We start from the raw sequence: 25,975 nt of genomic DNA on the forward strand, positions 1-25,975 counted from the left end.
CTTCCTTCTGCTGCTGCTTCTCCTGGCTTCGTCCGGCTGCACCACAGACCGTAGCCAGCCCGTACCAGCCGTGGAGCCGGTTCCCCCGCTGTCCTCCGTGACCAAGAGGTCGGTTGCCGACGATGCGGCGCGTACAGTGTCCGCCCTCCAGCGGATCGCCGACACCCATCACCGCACCCGGGCCTCGGGCACTCCCGGTTTCGACGCCTCCGCCAGCTACGTCGTCGGTCAACTGCGCGCTGCCGGTCTGACCGTGCGCCACCAGCCGTTCACCACCAGGAAGGGCCGCCGCGCCGAGAACCTGTGGGCTGATGTACCCGGACGCTCCCACCAGGTTGTGGTGGTCGGCGCGCATCTGGACAGCGCCGAGCACAGTCCCGGGATCAACGACAACGGCACCGGTGTCGCCGCCATCCTCGCGGCGGCCCGCCACATCGCCCGGCAATCACCGCCCCCGCACCACACGGTGCGGTTCGCGTTCTGGGGCGCCGAGGAGACCGGCAGCGAAGGCTCCCGCCACTACACCCGCACCCTTCCCGAACCAGAGCGCAACCGGCTGGCCGGATACCTCAACATCGACATGACCGGCACCCCCGGCGGGGTGCACCACCTCGTGGACGGCGACCGCTCCACCCTGCCCGCCGTCACCGGCGACCTGCGCCACCAGTACGAGAAGATCCACCCCGCCCCCGGCTCCGGCCGCATCGAGCAGATCCTCCACCGAGCGCTCAGCGCGGAGGGCGCCCGGGTCACCAGTGACCTGCTAGGTATCGTCAACACGGACGTGGCTGGATTCCTGGCCTGGGCACCGCAGGTCCCCGTCGGCGGCTTCTCCATGTACGCGGCCCACCCGCGCCGCCTGCCTTCCGGGCGCACCGAGTGGATTCCCTGCTACCACCAACGCTGCGACACCCACGGCCGCATCGATCCCACAGCCCTGCGCCACGGCGCCTTGGCCGTCCTCACCACTGTGCGGACCCTGAGCGCGAACACCGGCGACACCAGTCCACTCACAGCGTCCTGACCTCCGGCATTCGGGCCTCACCCATGTACCGCAGTTCAGCTCCGCCAGAACCTGATGTCAGATCCTGTCCGTAAGTAAGAGGAGAAGTAACAGCTTCTGCACGCGCCAGGAGCAAAAGAAGGGGCGCATTGGTCCCACGACGGCGTCTCAGGTCATTCCGTGGCGGTGGTGAACAGGACACCGAGACGATGGAATCCCAGCGTACGGAAGACCCGCAGGGCATGCGGAGAGACTCCCGTGAAGGCGAGGTCAATGCCGGCCCGCTGCGCATCGGCCGCCGCCTTCAGCAGAGGACCGCAGGCATCGGGGCTGAGGTAGGTGACGGCCGAGAAGTCCACTTCGACAGCCAACGGGAGACTGTCCAGTGCCACATGCAGCTTCCTGCCCAGCTGACCGGCCTTGTCACGGGTGAGTTCTCCATGCGGCCGAACGGTTCGGCGTGTGGTGCGACGGTGCCGACGCGGCAGGTGCATGCTGGGCCTTTCGGACGCGACGAAGTCACGCCGACCAGGCTTCCCGGCACTCCACTCACCCGACCCGCAAGGTGTGATGTGGTCATCGTAGGCATGTGAGCCACGGCCTCGCCGGACCGAGGGCCACCGACACCCTCCTCCTCCCGCTGCCCCGACGACCCGCGCCGATCAGGCATGGTGACCACCCCTCGGAGACGGCCTCCGCCAAGCGCACCTGCCGGTTCCAGCAGCGCAGGATTCCTTCAGCGGCCTTCCGCCTCAGGGCGACTCCTCTTACGCACGCGACGGCTGGGCAGCTCGCTGGGACCGGGGCGCAGATGGGGCGTGACCACGAACTTCGGCCGGTTGAACAGCACGACGGAGACCTGTACGAGCAAGAAGACCAGCACGATCGTCAGCGCCATCGGAAGGAGCTTTGCCCCGCCGACGGCCTGCTCGGCCTCCGTCAGCGCGACAGAGAGCACAACGGTGTACCCCCCGAGAAATGCAGCGATCAGCCCAACAGAGCGGACCTGACCCCTGCGGGCCTCGTCACTGAGCGGCAGAACGGGGAACCTCACCCTGAAGGCGTCGGCCCGCTGCGGGTCGCGCCAGAACGGCACCGCTCTCCACGTCATGAACGACGGCCCGAGCACTGCTACTACGAGAGGAAAGGACGTCACACGGCCTGCCATGTCATGGGAGGAATTGGCTCGTCGTCACTGCTGCCGGAATCTGCCGCGGGGGAGGTTGCCCACGCCGGGACCTTCTCGCCCCGCACGTCAGCCGTGCGGCGTGTCGAGGAAGGCGCGGATACGGGCGACTGTCTCCTGCCACCCGTCGCCGAACCAGACGCAGTGGCTGTCCGCATCGCTCTCCCACAGTTGTGCGTGCCGCATTGCGGCGAGGGTTTCGGCATGGGTGAACGGGACCGAGCCGTCGCGCCGGGATGCGATCACCAGCGCAGGCACGTCCACCTCTGCCGTGAGATCGGGTACGGGAACGAGGTCGTGGACGAACCCCGAACCCGACCTCATCCGGGAGAAGAGCCCGAGCAGTTCCGCCCGTTCGTCCGGGCGCAGTCCGGCGACCAGGTCGCGGGCGGGCAGCGTGGTCAGGTCGCGCAGCAGCAGCCGCAGCCCCGTACCGGGTGCGACGCGCAGCAGTTGCCGTACGGCGCCCCAGACCGCGCCCTCCACAGCGGGGTGGAACACGATGCGAGCGGCCCGACGAATTCGGGCATCGGGCCAGGGCAGCGGGCCCACCGCGCTCATCAGGACCAGCCGGGACGCGAGACGGGGATGCCGGGCGGCCAGTGCCACCGCAGTGGGCCCTCCCGCGGAGATCCCCACCACCGCCTCCGCCTGGCCGATGCCGAGCCGCCCGCACAGCTCTGCCACGCGGTCGGCGAACCCGGCGGGGGTGCCGTCGGCCGTCAGGGGTGTCCCGCCGTAGCCGGGCCGGGAGGGCACCAGAACGGTGCGGGCCCGGTCGGCGAACATCTCCTCGCCGAGAGCCAGGCCCGCCCGCATGTGGCCGCCGTGCAGGATCACCACGGTGCGGGGTCCTCGGCGGTCCAGCCGGTACTCCACCGGGCCGCAGCTCAACAGGGCGCGCCGTACCGGCAGTTCCGTGCCGATCCGCAGGGGCTTCACAGGGAACTCCTCACTCGGTGCCCGAGCCGGGCAACCGCCATGGCAGCGTAGAGGTCAATCCGTGGGCGGGGCTTCCGCGCGGGCCGCATGCCGCCCGGTCGGCCGGTTCAGCAGGTGACGGGGGTCGGCCGCCCGGACGATGGCCGATTCGACCGCCGCCATGCGGTCGGCGAGCAGGGCCAGAGCGGCCACGGCGCGTCCCACTCCGTCGTCTCCGGCTCCACCGAGGGCCTGCTCGCGTACGTACGCGGTCGCGATCTCAGCGCGGCGGGCGGCCTGTTCGGGGGTGAGGACGCCGCGCAGGGCAGCCAGCTCCAGGAGGTTGGACTCGGCACCGGTGGTCAGCGTCTGGGCCTCGCTGCGGTAGTGGTCGTCGATCACGGCGGTCAGCTCCGCCTCGTTCATGGCGGGGCTGATCCGCTGGATGATCTTGTTCATGTTGCGGTACGAGCCCTGGAGCTGGAAGGGCGGCCCGCTGCGGGAGGCGTCGGTCTGCGCGGCCGAGGCGATGTACGCCTCGTTGACCGCGAGCACGGTGTCCCGGGCGGTGAGCGCATGGCTCAACACGGCCTGCACCTGGCTGAGTTCAGGGCCGGAGAGGGCGTGGGTGAGCCGGTCGGCGCGAGCGGTCGGGTCGCCCGCGGCGAGCCGTACGAGGAGGTCGAGGTCGCCGCGGTCGTGTCCGGCGAGCGGGGCGAGGACGGGGTGGGAGGTGAGGGCGTTCTCCACGAAGCTGGCGGCGAAGGCGTCCTGCTTGCCGGTCAGGACGTCGCCGAGGTTCCACACGTCGGCCCGGTTGGCGAGCATGTCGGGGACGCGGAAGCGCTGCCCGGACTCCGTGTACGGGTTGCCCGCCATGCATACGGCAAACCGCTTGCCGCGCAGGTCGTGCGCGTTCAGGGAGCGGGTGGTGTCGCACAGCGGGATGAACTTCTGGAGGAGTTCGGGCGAGGTGTGCTGGATGTCGTCCAGGTACAGCAGGACGTTGTTGCCCGCGGTCAGCGCGAAGTCGATCTTCTCGATCTCCCTGCGGGCTGCCGTGTGGGGCGCCTCGGCCGGGTCGAGGGAGGTGACGTCGTGGCCGAGGGCGGGTCCGTTGACCTTCACCAGGAGCATGCCGAGGCGCTCGGCCACGTACTCCATCAGCGTGGTCTTGCCGTAGCCGGGCGGGGAGAGGAGCAGGAGCAGCCCGCTGTGGTCGGTGCGCCTGCCGCCGTCCGCCGTGCCGAGCTGTTTGGCGAGGTTGTCGCCGATCAGCGGGAGGTAGACCTCGTCGACGAGGCGGTTGCGTACGAAGGAGGACATGGCGCGGGGGCGGTGTTCGTCGAGCCGTAGGCGGGTGCGTTCGGCTGCGACCAGTTCGCCGCGCAGTTTCTGGTACGCGCGGAAGCCGGGCACCGTGCGGGTGGCGAAGTCGGTTGTACGGGCGAGGAATTCGTCGAGCCGCAGCGGGAGGGATCCGCGGGTGATGCGGGGGTGGGTGCCGAGCAGGCCGGAGACGGTGCAGCTCAGGTCCGCGTCGACGTCGCGGCGCGGCAGGTCGGGGCAGAGTTCGACGGCGACGGCTTCGGCGAGGTCGCCCGGGTCGACCTCCTCGCCACACGCGGCGGCGTACGGGCCGAGCCAGCCCTCGACCAGCAGGTGCGCCGAGGCGAGGTCCCCGGCCGCCAGGCAGTCCTGGAGGTCCGCCTGGTAGGGGCAGGACCCCAGGCTGCGGCGGAACTTGTCGAGCAGAGTGCGGGCGGAGGCACTGGTGGCGAAGCCTGCGCCGAGGGCGAGTTCCTCCACGAGGTAAGCGGCGAGGGCGTACGGCGCGAGTTGCGGAGCGCCTCCCGCACCGGACTGTTCAACCGGCATGCCGGAACCCGAACCGAACAGCCCGTCCGACGTGCCGGGCTCCGACCCGAGGGGCCACGACGCGCCGGTCACGAACACGGTTGCCGCAGCTTCCAGCTCACCCCGCAGCGCATCGAGCGCCGGGGCCGCCCCGAAGGTCTCACGGACCCGGACGAGCGAGACCGCCGCTCGCTGCCACCGTTCGCGCGCGGCCCCGGTGGTGCCGTGTGCCCAGAACAGCTGGGCGGTGGCCCGCACGGCGGCCGGGTGACGCAGCAGACCCGCCTGCTCGTGCAGGCGCAGCACGGCGCGCAGGACGGCGGTCGCATCGTGGTCGTGGATACCGCGCTCGTAGCCCTCGTCGTACGCAGCCTCCGCCGCCTGCCGGACCAGCGCGGGTACGGCGTCCCCCGCCACCTCCGCGAGCGCCTCCCCCACCCGCTCCGCCCCGTGCTCCGCCAGCAGCCGCACCGCGAGATACTCCGCCCGGTAGACCAGCGGGGATTCCGACGCCAGGGTCTGCGACCAGTGGGCGCGGGTGGCGGCGAAGGCCGGATCGGTGACCGGGGCACGGTAGTCGGTGCCGGTCAGGGCGAAGACCATGGTGTCGTCGCCCGAGGGGACGAGGGTGAGTTCCGGCTCGCCGGTGGCGACGGCGAAGCGGTGGCGGCCCAGGCGGATCGTCGTCCCGCCGTCCGCGTACAGCTCGGTGCGGTCCCGCAGGGCGCGGGCGGCTTCCTGGCGGGCGGCCCCGAGGCGGCCGACCAGCTCGTCCGCCCGCACCTGGTCGCCGAGTTCACGCAGTTGACCGGCGGTGCGGCGGACCTTGGCGGCCATCGGATCGCAGGCGAAGTACGTGGTGACGGCCTCGGCGGAATCGAGGGTGGCCGCCCGCCGGGTGAGCGCCTCCAGGGCCCGGTGGGCGGAGGCAGCGAGGCGTTCGGCGCGCCGGGCCCGGGTGTCCTGGAGGGTCTGGCGGCGGGCCGCGAACGTGTCGAGGAGTTCGGTGCGCCGACGTTCGAGCTCGGTGAGGAAGTCGTCGTGCTCGGTGAACCTGCCCTCCAGGTTCTCCAGTTGGAGCAGCAGGCGGGCCAGCGCCGCGTCGCATTCCTCGGGGCTGTCCGCGCCGGCGAGTGCCGCCGTCACCGACTGTCCGAGGAGAGCGGATTCGGCCGCGAACTCCGCCCGGCCCTCGCCCTCCAGCAGCGCACGCCGCCGCACGTCCAGCTCGGCCCGCACGCGGTTGATGCCGCCGAGGACCTCTGCGATCCGTTCCAGGATGGCGGTGCGTACGGTGGCGTCCGCGATGTCGAGGCCCGTGACGACCTCGGTGAGCGTGCGCAGCCCGGCGGCCCGCCCGGTCAGCTGGTCATCGAGCGGTTTCACCTCGGCGACGGTGGTGATTTCGGGAATCTTCGCCGCCTGCTGTGCCGTCTGCGCGTGGTATCCGGAGAACGCGTCGTCGCGCCCGAGGAAGGCGACCGCGCGTCCCGCCGCCGAGGCGATGTCCCGTTCGACATCTTCGGCCATGGCGTCGATGCGTGCGGTGTCCGCGTACCGCATCTCCTTGCACGTGACCAACCGGCCCTGAGCCGTACGCAGTTCGGCGATCCGCCCGACCCACTCCTCGGCCGTGGCGGGTGCCTCGCCGCGTACCTGCCGCACGAGGCGGGCGAGGCGGGCGGCGGCGGTGTCGAGTGCCTCACCCGCCTGCCGGGTCTGTGCGGTGACAGCCCGGAACTCCTCCAGCACCTGGCCTGCGGTCGCCTGTATCTCCGCCAGCTGAGTCCGGAGGTCGCCCGCAGCCGGTTCGCCCAGCCAGTGGTACCGGTCAGTGATCCGTGCGCAGGTCGCCGCCAGCGCTTCGTACACCGCGACCGTCGGGGTCGTCGTGGTGGCCTGCCGGGCGACGGTCAGGCAGTCGGAGATGCCACGCACCAGGTCGGCGTTGCCGATGCGGGCGAGCGGCCCCGAGCCGGTGGGCGCGGCTGCCGCGTGCACGTCGGAGACGTACGGGCTGCTCCACCACTGCACCTGGTGCACCCGCCCAGGCTCGCCGTTGCCGCGCAGGACGGCCAGCGCCCCGTCGTCGAAGAGGGCGAACCCGTCGCCGGTGAGCGGAGTGGCGGCCGACTTGCGGATCAGGTTGTACGGGAGGAGCAGGGTACGGCCCGTGTCGTGGTGGCGGTAGGCGTAGAGCACGTCCTCGCCGTTGGGCGAGCGCACCTCCCCCTCGAACTCCAGGCCCTCGGGGTCGATCCCGTCGAACGTCTTCGCCTGGCCGGAGGCGAGCACGTACCCGCCGGGGAAGACGACACCCTGGTCGTCGGGGAGCCTGCGGCAGGACCGGCCGAGGGCGTCGAGGCGGACGACGGTGCGGGTGAGAGGGTTGAAGACCAGGTGGCGGGTGGTGTCCTCCTTGTACGGGCGTACGCGCAGCAGGATCAGGGAGCCGACGCGGGCATGGGCGACCTCGGCGTCGGCGAGCGCCTGGAGGGGTTCGGCGACCGGCTCGGAGTGGATGCCGTCGGGCGACTCGGTGTCGTTCTCGGTCTTCACCGTCAGGAACCCGCCGACGGTGCTGACGTAGAGCGCGCCGCCGGCGAGGGAGAGGTGCGGGTGCCGGCCGGGGATCTGGTCCTCGCGGGTGGCGGGCACCCAGGTGACGTCGTGCGCGGGCGGGGTGACGTGGTCGCGCTCGCCCTGCGCGTCCAGGAACCGGACACCGCCGCCCGGTGGCAGCTCCCAGCGCAGCACCCGCTGATCCGAGGACCGCTCGCCGGTGCGGAACACCGCGAGCAACTTGCCTTCCACGCACCTCAGTTGTAGCAGGCTGGCGCCCTGGAAGTAGCGGTGCAGCTCGTCGAAGGCGGCCACGAACGCCGGGTCGTCGAGGAGCCCGGGGACGGCCGAGTCCGGCAGCTGCGCGCCCGTACGGTCGTAGAGGGAGAAGACGTCGGCGACGCGGGGTCCTGGCGTGGGGGCGGGTTCTCGGCGGTGGCCCAGGAGCAGGCTGTCGCCGACCGCGACGAGGTCGCTCGGCAGGCTCGGCGCGAGGGTGCGGACGTGCTCGGTGCTGGTGAGGGCCAGCTCGGAGGAGCCGAATTCGGCGATACGGGCCTCGTTCAGGGCTTCGGTACGCCGGGCGAGGTCCGCTGCCTGGGCGGAGAGGCGATCGCGGAGGACTTCGTAGGTGCCGCGGTCCGGGGCCGGGGTGTCCGTGCTCGTGGGGGCAGTGCTGCTCGTGGCGGCGGCGCCGGTGTCCGAACGACGGCTCTGAGTACGGGGGCTCGTGCCGTCGCCACTGTCCGTCCCCGCGCCCGGCCCGCTGTGCGCACTCGCCGCCGCCCCGGCCTGCTCTCCCGTAGGTACCGGGTCGCCGGCGGTGCCGCCCGTGCCCGTACCGGTTCCGGTGTTCATGCGATCAAGCTCCCTTGTGCCTGTGAGTGCCGGTCGGCAGTGATCGGCGCCGACGGCCCGTCCCTCCGGTCATGCCGCTGGTTCGAGGCGTGCGGCGGATGCGCCGGTGAGGGGTGAATGCGAGTGGTGGGGGGGGGGGGCCCCCCCCCCCCCCCCCCCCCCCCCCCCCCCCCCCCCCCCCACCCCCGGACCGCGCCGTGCGGCTCGGTCAGCTCTTCGCGACGCCGTTCAGCACGGCCTCGCCCTGCGGCATGCCGTTCAGTGTCGTCACCTGCTGGTCGCCCAGCCCCAGTCGCTCCGCCACGTCGATCAGCTGCTGGATCTGCCCGTTGTGCTGCCCTCCGCCGGTGCCCATCAGCCGCATCAGCAGTGCCGAGACCGTCAGGTTCTGCACGTCACCGCTGCCGAAGGAGCTCAGCACCGTCGTCAGGTCCTCCGGGAAGCTCGCTGTGCCGTCCAGCCACGGCCCGGCCAGGGCCTGGGCGGTGGTGGAGTTCTGGACGAATCCGTCGATGCTCTTGCCCAGCGCGATCGAGCCCGCGATCTTGTCGAAGAACGCCCCGTCGCCGCCGACGATCTGGATGTCCGCGCTCTCCAGACCGGTCGCCAGTACCGTCGCCTGCGCCTCGGCGACCTGCCGCTGTGCTTCCAGGCCCGCCAGCCGTACGTCCTTCTCCGCCTCCAGGCGCAGCCGGAACTCCTCGTGGGTACGGGACGCTTCGTCCAGCGCGGCCATGGCGGCGGCCTTCTCGGTCAGACCCTCGGCCTCCGCCTTGAGCTTGCCCCCGATCGCCGCAGCCTCCGCCTCGGCCATCGCACGGGCCCCTGCGGCCTCCGCCGCCAGCCGGGCCTGCATGGCCTCCGCCTCCGCACGGCCCGCCTTCTCCGTGACCGCCGCCTCCGCGTCCCGTACCCGCACCTCGGCCAGACCGGCTGCCGCGGCCTCCGCCTGCACGCCCTCGGCGAGCCGCAGCTTGGCCTGCGCGTCGAGGTCGGCGCTCTTCAACCGGGCCTCGGCCAGGGTCAGTTCCTCCGCCGCCCGGTGCACTGCGGCCTGTTCAGCGGCCTCCGCCGCCTTGATGTCCTTGACCAGGTTCTCCTGCGCGACGGCCTCCGCCGCGATGACGATCGACTGCCGGTCGCGTTCGGCGGCCTCGACCGCGCGCAGCCGCAGGATGGACTCCTCCTGCTCGGCGACCGTACGGTCCACCGCCACCCGCTCCCGTACGACCTCGGCGATGTCCCGCTTCTCCGCCTCGACCTCCTTGTCGGCGGCGATGCGGCGCAGCTGCGTCTCCCGCTCCCGGGCGATCACTTCGAGGAGACGGTCCTTCTCGATGCGCTCGGACTCGATGGCGATGACCCTCTCGCGGTTCTTCTCCGCGACCGCGACCTCCCTGGCCTGGTTCTCGCGCTGCACACCGAGCTGCTCCTCGGTCGTCAGGAACGCACTCTGTGCCCGCAGCCGCTCTTCCTCCATCACCCGCGCCGTCTCGGCCTCCTCGCGGGCCCGTACGGTCGCCACCTCGCGGCGCTGCTTGCTCTCGGCGTCCGCCTGGCGGCGCTCCAGCTCCAGGATGGCCTCACGGGCGTCGACGTTCTGCCGGGTGGTCTCCTTCTCCTCGTGCCGCTGGTACTCGTTGGTGCGCACCCGCTCGATGGCGGTCAGCTCGGTGATTTTGCGGATGCCCTGGGCGTCCAGGATGTTGCTGCTGTCGAGCTGGGTGAGCGGCGTCTGCTCCAGGTAGTCGATCGCCGCGTCCTCCAGGCTGTAACCGTTGAGATCGGTGCCGATGACCTGGATGATGCGGTCGCGCAGCTCGTCGCGCTTGGTGTAGAGGTCGGTGAAGTCGAGCTGCTTGCCGACCGTCTTGAGGGCCTCGGAGAACTTCGCGTTGAAGAGTTCCTGGATCGTCTCCTTGTCGCTGGCACGCTCCGTGCCGATGGCCTGGGCGACCTTGATGACGTCCTCGACGGTCTTGTTGACCCGTACGAAGAAGGAGATCCGGATGTCGGCCCGGATGTTGTCCTTGCAGATCAGCCCCTCGCGGCCGGTGCGGGTGATGTCGATGGTCTTGACCGAGATGTCCATGACCTCGGCCTTGTGCAGGACGGGCAGCACGACCTGTCCGGTGAAGGTCACGTCGACCTTCCGCATCTTCGAGACGATCAGTGCCTTGCCCTGCTCGACCTTGCGGAAGAGCCGGGTCAGGACCAGCAACAGACCTACGGCCACGAGCAGTACGACGGCGCCGAGCACGACGGCGCCCACAGTGATGGCATCCATGTGGAAATCCCCGATGAGAGGTACGGGTGAAACAAGAGTGAGGTGGGCCGCGTCAGCCCCGCGGAGCCGGCTCCATGCCGTACGGCCCGAGGCCGTCCAGCTCGAATCCGTACGGCGAGACCCAGAAGAACTCGCCGTCCTCGTCGTACGCGTAGAGCAGCCCGGTGCTGCCGAGGGCGAGGGCATCGGCGCCGTACTGGCGTACCTGCACGACGGCGGTGGAGCCGTCCCTGGCGGCGACCTCCGCCTGACCGAACCCGGCGTCCACCCGCCCCGTGCGGATGGTGCAGGTCAGCCCGACGAAGTCGTGCCGGGACGGCCCGGGTTCGTCGGGGAAGAGCTTGGCCAGCGGGCCTACGGCCATCCGGGTCACGGCCCAGGACAGGACGACGGCCGCCACCAGCAGCGCGGTGCCGAGAGCGGCGCGGCCGGTGCCGGTCAGGCCCGTACGGGCGGCGAGCACGGAGCCGCTCAGGCAGAGGAACCAGGTCAGCGCGATCATCAACGACCCGGACACGGACACCGGTACCCCACCGAGCCCCAGCACGTCGGTGTTCACATCTCCCTCGAAGCTGTCGTGATCGGCCCCGCCGACCAGCACCAGCAACCAGAAACCCACCACGACGACGAGCGCGGCAGTGAACAACACCGTCGGAAAGCTCGCCGCAGCGTGCAGAAACTCCGTCATCGCCCAGCCCCTCGCTTCCGTCCCCCGGCAGGTACTGGATCCCGCCCTCCGGCCACCCAGATAGTGACAGCTGACCGCACATCAGCACATTGCCGTCGACCGGCAATCTTTACGCGCTCCTGATGCCGGTCGGGCCCGCCTGCCGAACCCATGGCACCCTGACGCCAACACGTCAGAAACGTGTCAGCAACGCATCAAAATCATCGAGGAGTGGTCTTGGTGGAACAGGGATCGGCCGACGACTATCTGCAGGACTACGCGCAGATCGTGGCCGCCGCGTGCGCGACCGGGCGCAAGCTCACCCGCGAGGAGCGCGACGTACTGCGACGCCGGGGCGAACGCGCAGCCGAGGCGGGCCTCGGCCTGCGTACCCTGGTGCGTGCCCAACTCCGCGCCGCGAACACTGTGCTGACGGAAGTCCCCGCCGCCTCGCCCCGTCACCTGCTGGCGTCCGTCGAAGAGGCCGTCGACGCCTTCAGTGAAGGCCACGAACGCGCCCAGCACCTGGCGGTACGCCAAGAGGAGGCAGCGCGGCGCGAGTTCATCGACGACCTCCTGTACGGGCGCAGTGACCTCGGCCGCCTCGCCCAGCGCGCGGAACGCTTCGGTCTGCTGCTTTCCCACGGCTACGCGGTCGCCGTCGCGCAGGGGCCCGAACCGTACGAGGACGGCTATCCGGTCACCCGAGGGATCGAGAACGCACTGGTCGCCCGGTTCGGCGACCGGCGCATCCTCCTCACGACCAAGGACGGCAGGCTGATCTGCGTCGCTCCGGGCGACCAGGGCGATGTCCTGGCCTACTTCGCCAAGCAGGCATACGCGGCGACCGACGGCGGCCGGGTCGCCGTCGGCCGCTCGCACCCCGGCGCCGGCGGTGTCGTCCACTCCTACGAAGAAGCACTGAATGCCCTCGACCTCGCCGACCGCCTCGACCTCGACAGCCCCGTTCTGCACGCGGCCGACCTCTTGGTCTACCCCGTCCTGACCCGGGACCGGCAGGCCATGGCCGACCTCGTGCACAGCACCCTCGGCCCGCTCCACCAGGCCCGCGGCGGAGCCCAGCCCCTCCTGGACACCCTCACCGCCTACTTCGACACCGGCTGCGTGGCCGCGGAAGCCGCCCGCCGACTCTCGTTGAGCGTGCGGGCCATGACCTACCGCCTGGACCGCATTCACCGGCTGACCGGCGCGGACCCGGGCGACCCGGTACACCGCTACACACTCCAGACCGCCGTCGTGGGAGCACGCCTGCTGGGCTGGCCGGACCAAGACCTGTGAAGTGTGGCGAGCGGGTAGCCGGGCTGCGCCGCTGTGCCCGGCCTCGGCGAACATCTCTTCCCGAGGGCGAGTCCGGCCCGCATGCGCCCGCCGTGTTCCCGCCGGGCAGTCGTCCTGGCCACCCGCGCGAGCACCGGCGTCCTGACGTACGTCACTTACTTCATCCGAGACGATCTCGGCAGAGACCCACGCTCCGATGCCGGCCAGCTACGCGTGCACACCTGAGTCAGTCGACTGCACGGCTTTCCTGCGAGCCGTCGCCAGTTCGCCCTCTGCGCGCCCGCCGGCTGCGTCGAATACTACGCACCACGTGCCACACAGTGTTGACCTGCAACAGGCACAGGAACATGACCCACCACACCGAATCCGCACCGCTCAGATGCACCTGCACCGCATTCACGGTGAGCCCGAGACCGACCAGCACGCCCAGCACCACGACGGCCAGCTCGACCCGGTCCCTCACCTGCGAACGCATCCATCGCCGCCCTTGCCCGCCCGTCCGCCGGACCGGCCCGGGGGCAGTTCGCCGGTGTCGCCCAAGGCTCTGCCGTTCGTGCCGTCGTACGCCCCACCACACCCACGGCACCAACCCCAGCCACACCACCGCCACCCCGGCAGGCCCCGCCGAGTCCCCGACGGCCAGCGCCGGGAGAGCGCAGAACCCCGCTACGACCGCCGTCCTGCCGACCGCCGCGTGGTCGGAGGGTGGCCCCTGTCCGGGCCTGCTGCCGGCTGTTCGAAGCAGGTGCACCCCCGCGTATGTGGGGAAAGCCCCGGCCGAGAGCAGCATCAGTGCGAGAGCGGTGCTGAACTGCGGCTCGCCCACCGGAGTCTCGGCCGTCTCCTGCGCCACACCGTTCTGGGTCACCGCGGGCACGTAGTCCCGCCACAGGGTGAGGGTCACCCGGTCGCCCCGGTGCAGCCGTCCCAGCAGCGGACCTGCAGCCCCCATGTCCACTTCTTCCGGCGCGCCGGGCGAATCCTTCAGCTTGAGGGTGAACTCCTCGTAGTCGGCCTCGTCCCGGATCACCGTCCCCGTCACCACGGCTTCGATGCGCCGCAGGCAGTCGGGCGTGCCGTCCTCGTCAGGCGGTGCGGACGTTCCGCACGGCACCGCGTCGCGGAACTCCCGCTCGTCGTCCATCCATTCCGGCACCAGGGCCAGCCCCGCCGCTGCCAGCGCCAGCAGGAAGACCCCTGCCGCCAGTACGAGCCCACCCCACACCCGCAGCCCTCGGGCGTGCCGCCCTGCCTCGACGGCCCGCTCCACCGCCCCGCCCTCGTCCTCAGCCACGACGCACCCGGCCGCCCCGCCGAGCCACCCCGGTGAAGACCGTGAGCGCCGCGCACACACCCGTGCCCGTCGCCAGCGCCTCTGGGGACACCCGGCCTGTCGAGGGGCGCAATCCATCCACCACGAGGAACAGGGCCGCAGCCCCGGCGACGACAGCCAGGAACCCCGCCGCCCAGTGCCGATGCCGGCCCCAGAACCACTGCCCCAGGGCTACCGCCACCATCCACCCTCCCGCCGGTAACGCCGCGACGTCCCACAACGGCAGAACCATCCAGGCGAAGCCGCAGAATGCCCAACAGCCCAGCACCATCAGCGCCGTCTCACCCCACCCCGGCGCTCTCGTCCGCCCCATCGCGCTCCCCCTGCCCGCTTCACCCGTTTGAGAAGGACATTGAGCCACCGGAAGGGGCCGTCCGTCAGGGGCCGCCAGAGCACCGTAGACGGTCGTGTCGCTGCCATAGCCCGGCAGGATCTCCCTCGCAGGAACGCAACCGACGGCCCCGGGCCCTCCTTGCAGCTGCGCACGGGCCGCCGAGCGGCCGGTGTCAAGCGAGTTCCGCGAAGGTCTCCACCGCGCGGGTCCTGCCGGTAACAATGATGACGTCGCCCTCCTCCACGACGGTGTCCCTTGTCGCGTACGTGAACTCCTGCCCGGCCCGCTTGATGCCCACCACGGTCACCCCGTACGTGCTGCGCACCACGCTGCGGCCGAGCGGGACGCCCGTGGCGATCTGCGGGGCGAACGTCTTGACCAGGGCGTAGTCGTCATCGAACTCGATGAAGTCGAGCATCCTGCCGGTCACCAGATGGGCGACCCGCTCGCCCATCTCGTGCTCGGGCAGCACCATGTGGTGGGCGCCCAGGCGTTCGAGGATCTGGCCGTGCTGACGACTGATCGCCTTGGCCCAGATGTTGGGCACCCCGGCCCCCAGGAGGTTGGAGGTGACCAGGATGCTGGCCTCGATGCCGGTACCGATGCCCACGACCGCGCTGGTGAACTCGTGGACTCCCAGCTGACGCAGGACTTCGGGGTCGCTGCAGTCGGCAACCGCGGCGTTGGCGAGGACATCACTGTGCTTCTGCACGAGCCTCGCGTCCGTGTCCAACCCCAGTACGTCCCATCCACGGCGGGTCAGCTCGTGGGCCAGGGAGCTGCCGAACCGGCCGAGACCGATCACGGCGACACGCTGCTCCCCGACCCCATGGGCCGGTGGCCGACGGCGTTCTTGCGGCGGCGCCTGCGCAGCCGCTTCAGGTACTCACCCAATGACGGGTCGCTCCTCGGGTAGCTCGTACCGGCGGGTCCGCTCGCGCAGGGCCAGCGCCGACACCAGGGCGATCGGGCCCAGTCGGCCCACGAACATCAGCAGGATCAGGACCAGCTGCCCGGTCACGGGAACCTGTGCGGTGATCCCGGTGGACAGTCCCACGGTGCCGAACGCGGACACCGCCTCGAACAGCACGGCCTCGAACGGAGCCCGCACGACCGAGAGGAGTACCAGGGTCGCCCCCATCACCAGGCCGATGCCGAGCAGCGCCACGGTCAGGGCCTGGCGCAGGACGTGCGGTCCCAGCTTGCGGCCCAGTACCGCGGAGGTGGGCTCCCCGCGCACCTCGGCGACCATCGCCGCGGCGAGTACCGCGAAGGTGGTGACCTTGATGCCGCCCGCGGTGCCCGCGCTGCCGCCGCCGACGAACATCAGCATGCAGGTCATGAGCAACGTCGAGGCGTTCATCGCCCCGACGTCCAGGGAGTTGAATCCCGCGGTACGGCTCATGGCCGAGTGGAAGAAGCCGTTGAGGAGCTTGTCCCCCCCAGGTGAGGGGCCCCAGGGTGCCCTGATTCGTCCACTCCAGCAGGCACGTCAGCACGGTGCCCACAACCAGCAGGGCCACCGTGGCGAGCACCGTGAGCTTCAGGTGCAGCGTCCATTTCCGCCGCCCCGTGGTGAGCCGCCGGTGACAGTGGCGCAGCATTTCCAGGAGTACGGGAAAACCGAGGCCGCCCAGAATGACCGCGGCGGCGACCGGCAGGGTCACCCACGGGTCCTGGGCGTACTGGGTGAGACTGTCGGCGTGGAGGCCGAAACCGGCATTGTTGAAGGCCGACACCGCGTGAAAGAAGCCGAGGTAGGCGGACTCGCCGATCCCGTTGCCGTATCCGAACCGGAACCGCAGCGCGAGGAAGGCCGCCACCGCGAGTTCCACCATCACCGTGCACCCGGCGACACCCAGCAGCACGCGCCGCACGTCACCGATGCCCAAGGTCTGCGTCTCGGCCTGCGCGGTCATCTGCAAGCGCAGCCGCAACCGCCCGGACACCAGAAGGGCGAGCAGCGAGCCATCGTCATGATGCCGAAGCCGCCCACCTGGATGAGCGCCAGGATGACGCCCTCGCCGAAGCCGCTCCAGTACGTGCCGGTGTCCACCACCGCGAGCCCCGTCACGCACACCGCGGAGGTCGCGGTGAACAGAGCGGTCAGCGCATTGGTGGCGGAACCGTCCTCGGCGGCGAGGGGCAGCATCAGCAGTACAGCACCGAGCAATACGGCCAGCACGAAGGCGAACACCAGGCTTCGGGCAGGATGCGCCGCCAGCAGCGAGGGACGCAGCCGAACCATTCCGGGCCCTTCGCTGTCGCTGTCCAAGTCGTCAAGGACTCGTCAGGAGCCCGGCCGCACACCCTACCGTCGTACACGGCCGCCTCCGTGCCTGACTCTCGATCATCCCTATGTCAGGACCCCGCCAAGGAGGCATAAGAGTCGTGTAAAGTCCGCTGCGGTGTGCCGGGAAGCCTGGTCGGCGAAGAGCAGAACTCTCTTTGCTGGTCTCGCTGAACGGGGAATCGGTCATGGTGCTGGTAGCTGTCTTCGGTGCGGCCCTGCTCGTCGCGGTGCTGCTGTCCGGCCTCGCGGCCCGGACCGTCCTCTCGACCTCCTTTCTCTTCCTGGCCGGTGGTGCACTGGTCAGCGACGGCTTCCTCGGGTTGATTCACATCACCCCGGACAGCGACATCGTCGCGGTAACGGCCGACCTCGCCCTGTTCGCGGTGCTGTTCACCGACGGCATGCACGTCTCCTTCGGCAAACTCCGGGCGAACTGGAGGAACCCGGCCCGCGCACTCGGCCTCGGCATGCCGCTGGCCTTCCTCGGCACCGCGCTGCTCACCCACTACGTGGCAGGGTTGGACTGGACCACATCGTTCCTGGTGGGCGCCGTGCTCGCGCCCACCGACCCGGTCTTCGCCTCGGCGATCGTGGGCCGCAAGGAAGTCCCGGAAAAACTCAGGCAGTTGCTGAACGTCGAAAGCGGCATCAACGACGGCCTCGCCCTGCCCGTCGTGCTGATCTTCATCGCGGCGGCCGGCCCCACCGCCGGTCACGCCGAGTCCTCCCTCCCCGCCATCGGGCTCGAACTCGTCCTGGGCCTGGTCTTCGGCATTCTGCTGCCGTTCCTCGTCAACCTGCTGGTGCGTTTCCGTTACCTGGGCGCCGAGCCCAAGCTCCAGCCGCTGCTGCCGCTCGCCGTGGGCATCGGGCTCTATGCCCTGTGCCATCTCACGCACGCCAACCCCTACCTCGCCGCCTTCTCCGCCGGCGCCGTCCTCACACACGTCGCACCCGAGGCGAAGAACGCCTTCGAACCCCTTGGCGAGGCGCTGGCCGAGCTGGCGAAGTTCGCCGCCCTGCTCGTCTTCGGCGCGTTGCTCACCCCACAGCTCTTCGGCGACCTCTCCTTCGGCGGCTACGTCGTGGTGGTGCTGGCGATCGTCCTGATCCGCCCGGCGTCACTGTTGCTCTCCCTGATCGGGACACGGTTCGACCGCCGCGAAAAGCTGGTCGCCGCCTGGTTCGGCCCCAAGGGCTTCGCCTCGGTGGTCTACGGACTGCTGGTGCTCCAGGCCGGCATCCCGCAGGGTAAGGAGGCATTCACCCTGATTGCCGTCTGCATCGCCGTCTCGATCGTCGCCCACAGCAGCTCCGACGTACCTCTCGCACGCCTCTTCCACGTGGACGAGTTGGCCGGAGTGGCGGACGGCAGCCTCCCCGACCCCGAGGGTCCGCAGACACCGCAGACCGGGACCCCTCCCGCACCCTGAGCCGCACGGACACCAGGCCGGCCGCGTCTCGCTCGGAGTCCTGCGGTCACATGCGCCGCCTCCGCGACGGCCGTTCCAGCTCCTGGCCCTGGGCAATCGTACCGACGATGATCTTCTCTGCCTTCCGCACCGCAGTCCGGCCAACGACGGGCCGAGTCCTGTAGGCCCTTCGCTGAACCGCGGACCGCCGGGATCAGCCAGACAGAGCCTGTTCTGTACAGGCACGACCAGGAGTAGCGTGGGAAGCAGTCCCCCGAGGGAGGCGATGTCCGTGCCCTGGTACGTATGGCTGCTCGCTGCCGGGGTGCTCGGGGTCGCGGAGTTCCTCACTCTCACCCTGGTCTTCGGTCTGCTGGCAGGTGCGGCTCTGGTTGCCGCCGTCGTCGCCGGTGTGGGCGTCGGCCTTCTCGGTCAGCTCGTGGCAGTCGGCGTGGCCGCGGCAGCGGGCCTCCTTCTCGTACGTCCTGTCGCACTGCGACACCTGAACCAGGGGCCAGCCACGCGTGAGGGCAGCTATGCGCTGGTCGGCAAGAGGGCAGAGGTGACCCAGGAGGTGACCGCGACCCGGGGCCTGATCAAGCTGGCCGGCGAGGAGTGGTCCGCCCGCACCCTGGACGAAACTCATGTGATTCCCGTGGGTGCGGTGGTGGACGTCATGGAGATCGAAGGAGCCACGGCAGTGGTCTACCCGCGGGAGCTCCTTCCGTGACTGGCTGAAGGCTTCCCTACGTGCGGAGGAACCATGGACCCGGTGCTCATCCCGATCCTCATCGCGGCGCTCGTCGTGGTCTTCCTCGTGACCTCCGCCGTGCGCATCGTCCCGCAGGCACGCCGTTACAACATCGAGCGCTTCGGCAGATACCACCGCACGCTGCAGCCCGGCCTGAACCTCGTCCTGCCGGTCGCGGACCGCGTCAACACCAAACTCGACGTACGCGAGCAGGTCTACTCCTCCGACCCCAAGCCGGTGATCACCGAGGACAACCTCGTGGTGAACATCGACACCGTGCTCTACTACCAGATCACCGACCCCCGGGCGGCGGCCTACGAGGTCGCCGACTACCTCCAGGCAATCGACCAGCTCACCGTCACCACACTGCGCAACGTCATCGGCAGCCTGGACCTGGAAGGGACACTCACCTCGCGCGAGGAGATCAACGCACGGCTGCGCACCGTCCTGGACGACGCCACCGGCAAGTGGGGCATCCGGGTCAACCGCGTGGAGATCAAAGCCATCGACCCGCCCAACACCATCAAAGAGGCGATGGAGAAGCAGATGCGGGCCGAGCGTGACAAACGCGCCGCCATCCTGCACGCCGAAGGTGATCGGCAGGCCAAGATCCTCACTGCGGAGGGTACAAAGCAGAAAGACATCCTGGAGGCCCAGGGCGCTCAGCAGGCCATGATCCTTCGGGCGGACGGCGAGGCGAAGGCTGTGGAACGCGTCTTCCAGGCCGTTCACCGCAACAACGCCGACCCGAAGATCCTCGCGTACAAGTATCTGGAAACCCTCCCGCACCTGGCGAAGAGCGACAACAACACCTTCTGGGTGATCCCCGGAGAGTTGACCGAGGCCGTTCGCGCCGTTACCCACGCCTTTGGCGACCACTCGGTGACAGGGCTTCCCGCGTCGGCTACTCCGCACGAGGCGGGCACCGACGAAGCGGACGGCGCTTCGCAGCAGGGCGGGCCTGCGGAACTCAAGGCGGGCACGGCCACCCTCCCACTCGACGCCGCGACGGCCGCCGAGGAAGTCGCAAAGCAAGCCGCCGCAGTGGTGAGCGACGCCAAGGCTGAGGCCGAGGCCGCGCGGACACCGCAGCCGCCCGGCCGGGGCAACAGGCCGACTCGTTGACCGCCTGCGCGGTATCCGCCGTATCACGCCGCCCCGTCACGCATGCGATGGGTTCGGACAACCGATCCAGGAACTCCTCAACGGTCTGCTGTCCCGGAGTGACGGCTCTGCGACCTGCGCACTGAGTCCGTTGTCACGGTGCGGGAGGAGCCGCATTTCCTGTACGCCCATCAGGGCGAATAGCACACGATGTTGCGCAGGCAACGTTCCCGCAGGGACATGACTAGAGGGCACCGGCCCGGTCGGGGCTGCGTACAGAATCGAGACCCTCATGCAATTCTGTCGATCAACTGCCCTCCAGGGCCTGCTCGTTGGGCTGAGTTCTGCCGCCGCCCTCTGCTGCGGCACTGTTCTTCCGGCCACTGCCGCGCCACTGTCCGAGGCGGAAGCCGTGCCCGGTAACGAGGCCGCCGTCCTTGCCCCGCTCTTCCCTGATGATCTTCGCGCCTCCGCGTTCCGCGAGTTCCGGGCGGAGTGGCTCGTACTCGATGGACGGGTCGACGTCGCCGGATCTCTCACGTCAGAGAGCGGGGCTTCAGCGCCCGGCATCGCAGGTGTTCCTGTATCCGTGACGGTGCATTTCAGTGACGCCAGTACGCGGATCTGCACCTCACGCACCCGCCAGGGGGACGGCGCGTTCGCATGTGCGGTTCCCGTGTCGGACGACTCGGCAGCACCCGTCCCGGTACGGGCAACGGCATTCTGGCCCGGCTCCCGGGAGTTCTCCGGCAGCGTCGTAACCAAGGACGTGCAGACGGTCATCCCGGATGCCGTCCAAGACGGCGGCGGCATCGCGATGTAGAGGCGGCTCCAGACGGGGACGAGAATCCGGGGCTACCCTGTGTCCGGCCCGCAAGCGAGACTCCCGGCCCCTCGGAAGTCCCGCTGAACTGAGACCCGAGGGGAACTTTCCGCACCGTTTTCCGCTGCCACCTCCGTTGGTCAGGCCCTGGACCGCTTTCCCTCGGCAGGCACTCGTCCGTGTCATGGCTTCACCGAGAAGTTCTACGGCATGGCTGTCACCGGCTGCGGGCAGTACGAAACCGACGGACGGTGACGGCAAGTTACCTCGAGAGACGATCAAGTTCTAGGGTCGCCGACCATGGGGGAAACGGCTCGGGGCGCCGGACTGCCCGGCCTACTCCTCTTCCTCAAGCAGCATCTCCCTGCCGCTCGCTGACGTCCTTGAGTGCATCAACCGGAGCTGCCAGGATCTCCGGCGGGGCCTTGTCGGCCCATGCCATGCCGAGATCGATCGAACATCAGGGTTCCCTTCTGGAACGCAGCACTGAGAAGTCCGACATGCCAACCAAGCCCGCACAGCATCGTGTTGAAGCTCATCGGCGCAGACCGCCACAAGAAGATCTACACGCATGTAGAGTCACGCAAGTGGCAGATGGCTCGCCTGGTTACAGCGGTGACTTCGGGCTCTGGCCCACTTGGTGTGGAGCGGCCACGCGGTGTGAGCAGCGGATGATCCAAAGCGTTTGGACCTTGAGTCAGAACGGCGGTTCTTCGCTGTAGCCGCCGCCTGCCCAGTTGCCGTCCCAAGAGGCACGAGCAGCTTGCAGCCGGGCACAGCGTTCGCGGGCTGCGATGTCCGACGCGTTCTCCAACTCGCTGGTGTTGTAACCCCACCCTTTCAGTGCGTCGAGGGCGCGGTTGCGATGGTGCCGGTCAGTGCTGGCGGCCAGCAGACGTCGTGCATGGCCAACGATTTCGGCCTGGTGCTGGGTGAGAAAGGGGTGTTCTATCAGCGGAATGGCAGCGATGAGCGCGGCGTGGCGCACGTCCGTGCTGTCATGGCCAAGTAGGGCTTGAACTTTGGAGAAGATCGCTGGCTGCGCTTCCCTGAACGCAAATATCTCCGCGCGGCATACCTCACTGTCGCGATGTTCGTCAGTGGCGGAGCACTCGTCGTCGGCATCGGAAGCGGTATCGCCGAGCCAGTTGAGAAGCCGCACGAGAGTTGAGGGCGTTGTGGCACCGTGGCCGCTGTCACCTGCCGTGACGGCCGGGTGGTCGAGAATCGCCGCAACGAAGAGTGCCACGGGCACCGTGGCCTCGTAGATGCTGTTCTGGTGAGTTACGGATCCCAGCGCGGCGCGGAGTCCGGTCTCCCTGGCGACCGGATCCGAGCTGGTCAGGAGCGCGAGCGCCGCGGGCAGGGATTCACCTGTGCCGCAGGCCGTGGCCAGTGACGCCCAGTCCGTTCTGTCCAGCAGTTCGTTGAGAGGGAACTCGGTGGGGCAAGGCGGCTCGGTCTGTCTGGGGCGGCGGGTCACAGGCTGAGGCTAGTGCCTTGACGAGCCAGAGTTGTGCCTGGGCTCTATGGGTAGAGCAGGACGCGTTTGCGGAGGAGCTCGAATCCTGCGCGGCCGAACATCTGGCGCTTCAGCATCTTGATGCGGTTGACGTGTCCTTCGACGACGCCTGAGTTCCACGGCTGAGTGAGGCCCGCGGTAACGGCGTCGAGGTCGCGTTCGAGGTGCTGGGCGAACCGGCTGAGACTGATCAGATCGGTCGTGTTCTTGGCCGAGGCGATCCACTCCGGGAGCTGTTCGCCTTGCAGATGGGTGACCATGTGGGCGAAGGAGCGCACGTGCTCGTCAAGCGTCGTCAGCTCGGGGCAGCTCGCCAGTACGGCTTTGAGACGAAGCCGATCATTCTCCACCAGGGCGTCGGGGTGCGTAAGAATCCAGCGGGTGATGGCGCGAGCTGAGGGCGGCCGGGGCCCGACGGGTTGTGGCTTGCCGCGCAACACCCGGCTCACGTAGGTACGGACGTTGGCGTAACCGTCCGGGTAGCCCTGCTCCCTGATCTCCTCCCACAGTTTCCATGCGTTGGTGCAGCCCTCCTGCCATCGTTGGTCGAGGTAGGACTTGTAGGCGTCGAGCTTGGTCGCGCGGCTCTGCCACTGACCAGTGAACATCTCCTCAGGGGTGGCCGCGCGGGAGAAGCGCATGATGGTGTTGAGGGTCATGCCCAGCTGCCGGGACACGGATCTCTTGCTGTGGCCGGCGGCCAGGAGCGCGTGGATGGTGGCGTGCTTGGCGCGGGTGCGTTCGGCGAACCGGTGGCCTGTCGGCCAGGGAGACGATGCCGCAGGCTCTGCTTCCTCTTGTTCTTGGCCTGTGGCCGCCGGGGTGAACCGGAGGCAACTGCGGTGCCGGTTGACGCACTTCTCTGCTGCCTCGCCCAGGTTGTGCCAGAGGTGCCACCGGTCGGCGACCTGGAGGGCCTGCGGGGCTCCGCGTGTGGCGCCTTCGGCGAAGAAGACGGCCCGGTCGCGGCAGATGATCTCGATGCCGGGCCGCTCGGCAAGCCAGGCCGCGAGGGTGTCGGCTTCCCGGTCGGGCAAGAGGTCCACCGGTCGACGTGTTTCGACGTCGACGAGCACGGTTCCGTAGATTCGGCCCCTGCGCTGGGCGTATTCGTTCAACGCCGACCACGCGGGGTGGTTCGGTGACTGGGTCTGGCAGCGAGGCGATCAGCCTCAGCAGGGTGTTGCGGCTGACCGGTACCTCGAAAGCGTTCGTCATCCGCGCGCCTGCTCGGCCTGCGAGGGCCAGGCCCACCGCAACCAGCGTGGAGCGCAGCCGTTCGGTCCGCCGGCCGAACCGGCGCGTGAGTCCGGGTACCTGCTCGGCGAACGTTCTGCGCGAGCAGGACTCCTGTGCGCAGACGAAGCGGCGCACCCGCAAGGACACCACTACGAGTTTGCCGACCGCTGGCAGATCACGGGGGAATCGCAGGTAGGAGCCGTGTATTCGCTCTGACCAGCATCCGCAGTCCGGGCACGCCGCCCGCTCGGTTGTCGTCCGGGCCTCGACCCGGACGACCGTATCGGTCATGTGCACCGACACCACCGATACGCCGACGTCCGAGGAGAACAGCAGCTCGTCCAGTTGCGGCAGCACTTCGTTCATAGCGAAGGACTGTCGACCCCTCCACCCTCCAGCCAGGCGATTTCCGGGCGACCTCACCGCGCACCACACGAAGATCAACAGTCACTGTGCGTACGTAACCACACGAAGTGGACCAGAGCCTGACTTCGGGAGTCGTTTCGCGGTAGCTGTGGAAGTCGGTGGTTGACCGACTTTGCGATGTCAGTTTGTTTTGAAGTCAGTCGAGGGCTTGCTGTGGGACGTCGAGGTGTGCTTCTCCCGCTGGAGGCCCGATGGGTGTTTCGCAGTCCAAAGTCGCGCTGTACGCGGCGATCCGTCGCGACCATCTCCTGGGCCTGTCGCAGCGGTCGTTGCAACGGACGCACAACGTGTCCTGGCGTACGGTCCGGCGGGCTCTGAACGGACAGTGGCCCGAGGAACGAGAAGAGACCTCAAACACGTAACTCAGCAAGTCAGAAAGGGTGGTTACCGGGATATACGTCGATAGCATCATGGACATGCCCGAGGTATGGATCAGCTTCAATGCGTGCGACCGGCGTAGGTACTGGTGGCGGAACGTTATTGGGGCGTTGGTCCTCGTCGGTGTGGTGGTGGCGATGGCCTTGACCACGCATGAGCCGGGCAAATGGTGGTGGGTCGGCGGCCTGGGAGCCCTCGTTGTGGTCATGTTCGTCAGTACGGTCAACTTGATCTATGGCAGGTCCTTGCTGACCAAGACGGGGCTGGAGTTCCGAACGTTCGTCAGCAGGCGGGCCATCCCCTGGAGCGAGGTCGCCGCCATCGAGACGCGGCAGCGCGTGAGGCGGAGCGGGATCTGGAGCGACCTTCGGGTCGTCAGGGTCCGTGGGCGTTCGCTCGGGATTCCAGGGACGCTCACCAACCGGATGATGGACACCGAGCTCGACCGGAAGCAGACAACCATTCGGGAGTATTGGTTCCGCGCGATCAGCCGCTGACGGGGCTCATACCGCGAGAGGTTCGGCCGCGGCGAGGAAGGCAGCAGTCCGGCCGAAGAGCTGTCCGTGCCGAAGGCACTGAACGGTCCACCCAGTACACGCCCGGCGGACCCCTCCGAATAGGGGATCAGGCGCCCTTGACGGACCTCGCCGACTCTCGTGTTGACCAAGCGAGCGGCCTTGGAGACCCACCGACCGTCGCACACGCATGCGACACCAAAAGACGCTGACATTGATCATGCACAACACGCCGAAACGACACCCGCAGTCGCCTCGAAATGACGCCCCAAGACACCGTCCCAGCCAGCCCGCCCGACCTTGCCGCGCCAACCCACTGCCTCTTCATCCGGAAAGCGGCTGCCGCTCCACGGCGTAGGATTCGCGGCCGATCCAGGTAGCGCAACGCTGATGTCTTTCGGTGCCACAAGAATGCACCGGACCACCCTGTGCTGCGAGTTCAGAAGGGTTCAGTAATCCGGTGCGCCTGACGGCGACACCCTGTGGGACGACATCAGCACCACCTGGGGCATCGGCGAACTCCTGTGAACCAGGGCTCGTTGCTCGGGCAGGGCTCCACCTGCAGGGGGATGTGAGGGGTGGCGGCACGTCCAGGAGGAGCACGGAGTGAAGGCCCTGATGTCGTACGCGCGCGGACAGCGGCGGGGCGTGCACCAAAACCGGTGCGATGCGGTCGCGGTGTGCGCGCGGGCGGTCGTGTCGATGTACGAGATCGGTGTCGACCGGGTGCTGCGGTGCGAACTCGGGTGCATACCCGGAACCTGGGGGTTGGCCAGCTGGACCATGGGGAGGCGTACAGCGCTTTGAGGGCGCTGCACGCAGTATGCGTGCACATAGCGCGGCTGTCCGGTGTCCCGGAGGTCACCGCGGTCGCGGTCCTGGTCGTGTTGGTGCCAGGCAGACCGGTCTCACTCGTCTGGTGGTCTTGGGTCTGATGCAGCTCTAGGTGACAGGTTCGGTCACGCGGCCCGGAGGGCCGGTGGGGGCATGACGGTTTCGAATTCGACGGGGGTCAGCCGGCCGAGTGAGGCTTGTCTGCGGCGTCGGTGGTAGGTCCGCTCGATCCAAGTCACGATCGCGAGCCGCAGTTCCTGGCGGGTGGCCCAGGTCCGGCGGTCGAGGACGTTCTTCTGCAGCAGGCTGAAGAAGGACTCCATGGCTGCGTTGTCGCCTGCCGCCCCGACCCGCCCTATCGATCCGGCCAT

The 25,975-nt window shown here is 69.1% G+C and carries 21 protein-coding genes and 2 pseudogenes; 7 read left to right on the forward strand and 16 right to left on the reverse strand.

Annotated elements, in window-relative coordinates; genetic code table 11:
• Positions 1 to 97 precede the first annotated feature (97 nt).
• Positions 98 to 1,024: a M20/M25/M40 family metallo-hydrolase gene (locus tag ACZ5PB_RS41765; RefSeq protein WP_468698803.1), complete on the forward strand. Its 927-nt coding sequence runs from the start codon at positions 98 to 100 to the stop codon at positions 1,022 to 1,024.
• Positions 1,025 to 1,176: 152 nt separating this feature from the next.
• Here the strand turns inward: ACZ5PB_RS41765 and ACZ5PB_RS41770 are convergent, their stop codons facing one another.
• The 6 genes from ACZ5PB_RS41770 to ACZ5PB_RS41795 all read right to left on the reverse strand — a co-directional run bounded on the left by ACZ5PB_RS41770 (position 1,177) and on the right by ACZ5PB_RS41795 (position 11,362).
• On the reverse strand, positions 1,177 to 1,497 hold the full coding sequence (locus ACZ5PB_RS41770) for an STAS domain-containing protein (RefSeq protein WP_468698804.1): 321 nt from the start codon (positions 1,495 to 1,497) through the stop codon (positions 1,177 to 1,179).
• 242 nt (positions 1,498 to 1,739) lie between these two features.
• Positions 1,740 to 2,099: a hypothetical protein gene (locus ACZ5PB_RS41775; RefSeq protein WP_468698805.1), complete on the reverse strand. Its 360-nt coding sequence runs from the start codon at positions 2,097 to 2,099 to the stop codon at positions 1,740 to 1,742.
• A gap of 159 nt (positions 2,100 to 2,258) precedes the next feature.
• Positions 2,259 to 3,131 (reverse strand): alpha/beta fold hydrolase, encoded by an 873-nt coding sequence (locus tag ACZ5PB_RS41780; protein WP_468698806.1) that lies wholly within the window; start codon positions 3,129 to 3,131, stop codon positions 2,259 to 2,261.
• 54 nt (positions 3,132 to 3,185) lie between these two features.
• Positions 3,186 to 8,387, reverse strand: a complete 5,202-nt coding sequence (locus ACZ5PB_RS41785) for a DNA repair ATPase (protein ID WP_468698807.1) — start codon at positions 8,385 to 8,387, stop codon at positions 3,186 to 3,188.
• A gap of 208 nt (positions 8,388 to 8,595) precedes the next feature.
• Complete coding sequence (locus ACZ5PB_RS41790) at positions 8,596 to 10,674, reverse strand: flotillin family protein (RefSeq protein WP_468698808.1); 2,079 nt, start codon at positions 10,672 to 10,674, stop codon at positions 8,596 to 8,598.
• A gap of 52 nt (positions 10,675 to 10,726) precedes the next feature.
• Positions 10,727 to 11,362, reverse strand: a complete 636-nt coding sequence (locus ACZ5PB_RS41795) for a hypothetical protein (RefSeq protein ID WP_468698810.1) — start codon at positions 11,360 to 11,362, stop codon at positions 10,727 to 10,729.
• Between the two features lie 216 nt (positions 11,363 to 11,578).
• Between ACZ5PB_RS41795 and ACZ5PB_RS41800 the strand changes: the two genes are divergently transcribed.
• Positions 11,579 to 12,640 carry a PucR family transcriptional regulator gene (locus ACZ5PB_RS41800; protein WP_468698812.1) on the forward strand — a complete coding sequence of 354 codons (1,062 nt, stop codon included), beginning with the start codon at positions 11,579 to 11,581 and terminating at the stop codon, positions 12,638 to 12,640.
• Positions 12,641 to 12,866: 226 nt separating this feature from the next.
• On the opposite strand, the gene ACZ5PB_RS41805 is transcribed toward ACZ5PB_RS41800, so the two are convergent.
• The 6 genes and pseudogenes from ACZ5PB_RS41805 to ACZ5PB_RS41830 all read right to left on the reverse strand — a co-directional run bounded on the left by ACZ5PB_RS41805 (position 12,867) and on the right by ACZ5PB_RS41830 (position 16,582).
• On the reverse strand, positions 12,867 to 13,934 hold the full coding sequence (locus ACZ5PB_RS41805) for a hypothetical protein (RefSeq protein ID WP_468698814.1): 1,068 nt from the start codon (positions 13,932 to 13,934) through the stop codon (positions 12,867 to 12,869).
• Positions 13,927 to 14,157, reverse strand: a complete 231-nt coding sequence (locus ACZ5PB_RS41810; protein WP_468698815.1) for a hypothetical protein — start codon at positions 14,155 to 14,157, stop codon at positions 13,927 to 13,929. Before ACZ5PB_RS41810 ends, ACZ5PB_RS41805 begins: the two co-directional genes overlap by 8 nt.
• Positions 14,158 to 14,479: 322 nt before the next feature.
• On the reverse strand, positions 14,480 to 15,112 hold the full coding sequence (locus ACZ5PB_RS41815; RefSeq protein WP_468698816.1) for a potassium channel family protein: 633 nt from the start codon (positions 15,110 to 15,112) through the stop codon (positions 14,480 to 14,482).
• 81 nt (positions 15,113 to 15,193) lie between these two features.
• A complete protein-coding gene (locus ACZ5PB_RS41820) occupies positions 15,194 to 15,778 on the reverse strand; it encodes a potassium transporter TrkG (RefSeq protein ID WP_468698832.1) in 585 nt (194 codons plus the stop codon).
• 67 nt (positions 15,779 to 15,845) lie between these two features.
• Positions 15,846 to 16,226 (reverse strand): annotated as a pseudogene (locus ACZ5PB_RS41825) (potassium transporter TrkG); the annotation flags it as partial.
• Positions 16,223 to 16,582, reverse strand: a complete 360-nt coding sequence (locus ACZ5PB_RS41830; RefSeq protein WP_468698818.1) for a hypothetical protein — start codon at positions 16,580 to 16,582, stop codon at positions 16,223 to 16,225. The pseudogene ACZ5PB_RS41825 and the gene ACZ5PB_RS41830, both read right to left, overlap by 4 nt.
• A 203-nt stretch (positions 16,583 to 16,785) precedes the next feature.
• On the opposite strand from ACZ5PB_RS41830, the gene ACZ5PB_RS41835 reads away from it, so the two are divergent.
• From ACZ5PB_RS41835 to ACZ5PB_RS41850, 4 genes are all read left to right on the forward strand, one after another.
• A complete protein-coding gene (locus tag ACZ5PB_RS41835; protein WP_468698819.1) occupies positions 16,786 to 18,033 on the forward strand; it encodes a cation:proton antiporter in 1,248 nt (415 codons plus the stop codon).
• Between the two features lie 271 nt (positions 18,034 to 18,304).
• Complete coding sequence (locus ACZ5PB_RS41840) at positions 18,305 to 18,742, forward strand: NfeD family protein (protein WP_468698834.1); 438 nt, start codon at positions 18,305 to 18,307, stop codon at positions 18,740 to 18,742.
• Between the two features lie 33 nt (positions 18,743 to 18,775).
• Positions 18,776 to 19,888 (forward strand): SPFH domain-containing protein, encoded by a 1,113-nt coding sequence (locus ACZ5PB_RS41845; RefSeq protein WP_468698821.1) that lies wholly within the window; start codon positions 18,776 to 18,778, stop codon positions 19,886 to 19,888.
• A 568-nt stretch (positions 19,889 to 20,456) separates the two neighbouring features.
• Positions 20,457 to 20,690, forward strand: coding sequence for a hypothetical protein (locus tag ACZ5PB_RS41850; protein WP_468698822.1), 234 nt, complete (start codon positions 20,457 to 20,459; stop codon positions 20,688 to 20,690).
• Positions 20,691 to 21,387: 697 nt separating this feature from the next.
• On the opposite strand, the gene ACZ5PB_RS41855 is transcribed toward ACZ5PB_RS41850, so the two are convergent.
• The 3 genes and pseudogenes from ACZ5PB_RS41855 to ACZ5PB_RS41865 form a co-directional block, all read right to left on the reverse strand.
• On the reverse strand, positions 21,388 to 22,173 hold the full coding sequence (locus ACZ5PB_RS41855) for a hypothetical protein (protein ID WP_468698824.1): 786 nt from the start codon (positions 22,171 to 22,173) through the stop codon (positions 21,388 to 21,390).
• Positions 22,174 to 22,217: 44 nt separating this feature from the next.
• Positions 22,218 to 23,288, reverse strand: a complete 1,071-nt coding sequence (locus tag ACZ5PB_RS41860) for an ISL3 family transposase (protein WP_468698825.1) — start codon at positions 23,286 to 23,288, stop codon at positions 22,218 to 22,220.
• A 337-nt stretch (positions 23,289 to 23,625) separates the two neighbouring features.
• A pseudogene (locus ACZ5PB_RS41865) lies at positions 23,626 to 23,817 on the reverse strand (ISL3 family transposase); the annotation flags it as partial.
• A gap of 476 nt (positions 23,818 to 24,293) precedes the next feature.
• On the opposite strand from ACZ5PB_RS41865, the gene ACZ5PB_RS41870 reads away from it, so the two are divergent.
• Positions 24,294 to 24,752, forward strand: a complete 459-nt coding sequence (locus ACZ5PB_RS41870) for a hypothetical protein (RefSeq protein WP_468698826.1) — start codon at positions 24,294 to 24,296, stop codon at positions 24,750 to 24,752.
• 977 nt (positions 24,753 to 25,729) lie between these two features.
• Here the strand turns inward: ACZ5PB_RS41870 and ACZ5PB_RS41875 are convergent.
• A partial coding sequence (locus tag ACZ5PB_RS41875) for an integrase core domain-containing protein (protein ID WP_468698827.1) occupies positions 25,730 to 25,975 on the reverse strand: 246 nt, incomplete at its 5' end.

It is taken from the genome of Streptomyces sp. NPDC032721, from assembly GCF_055579625.1.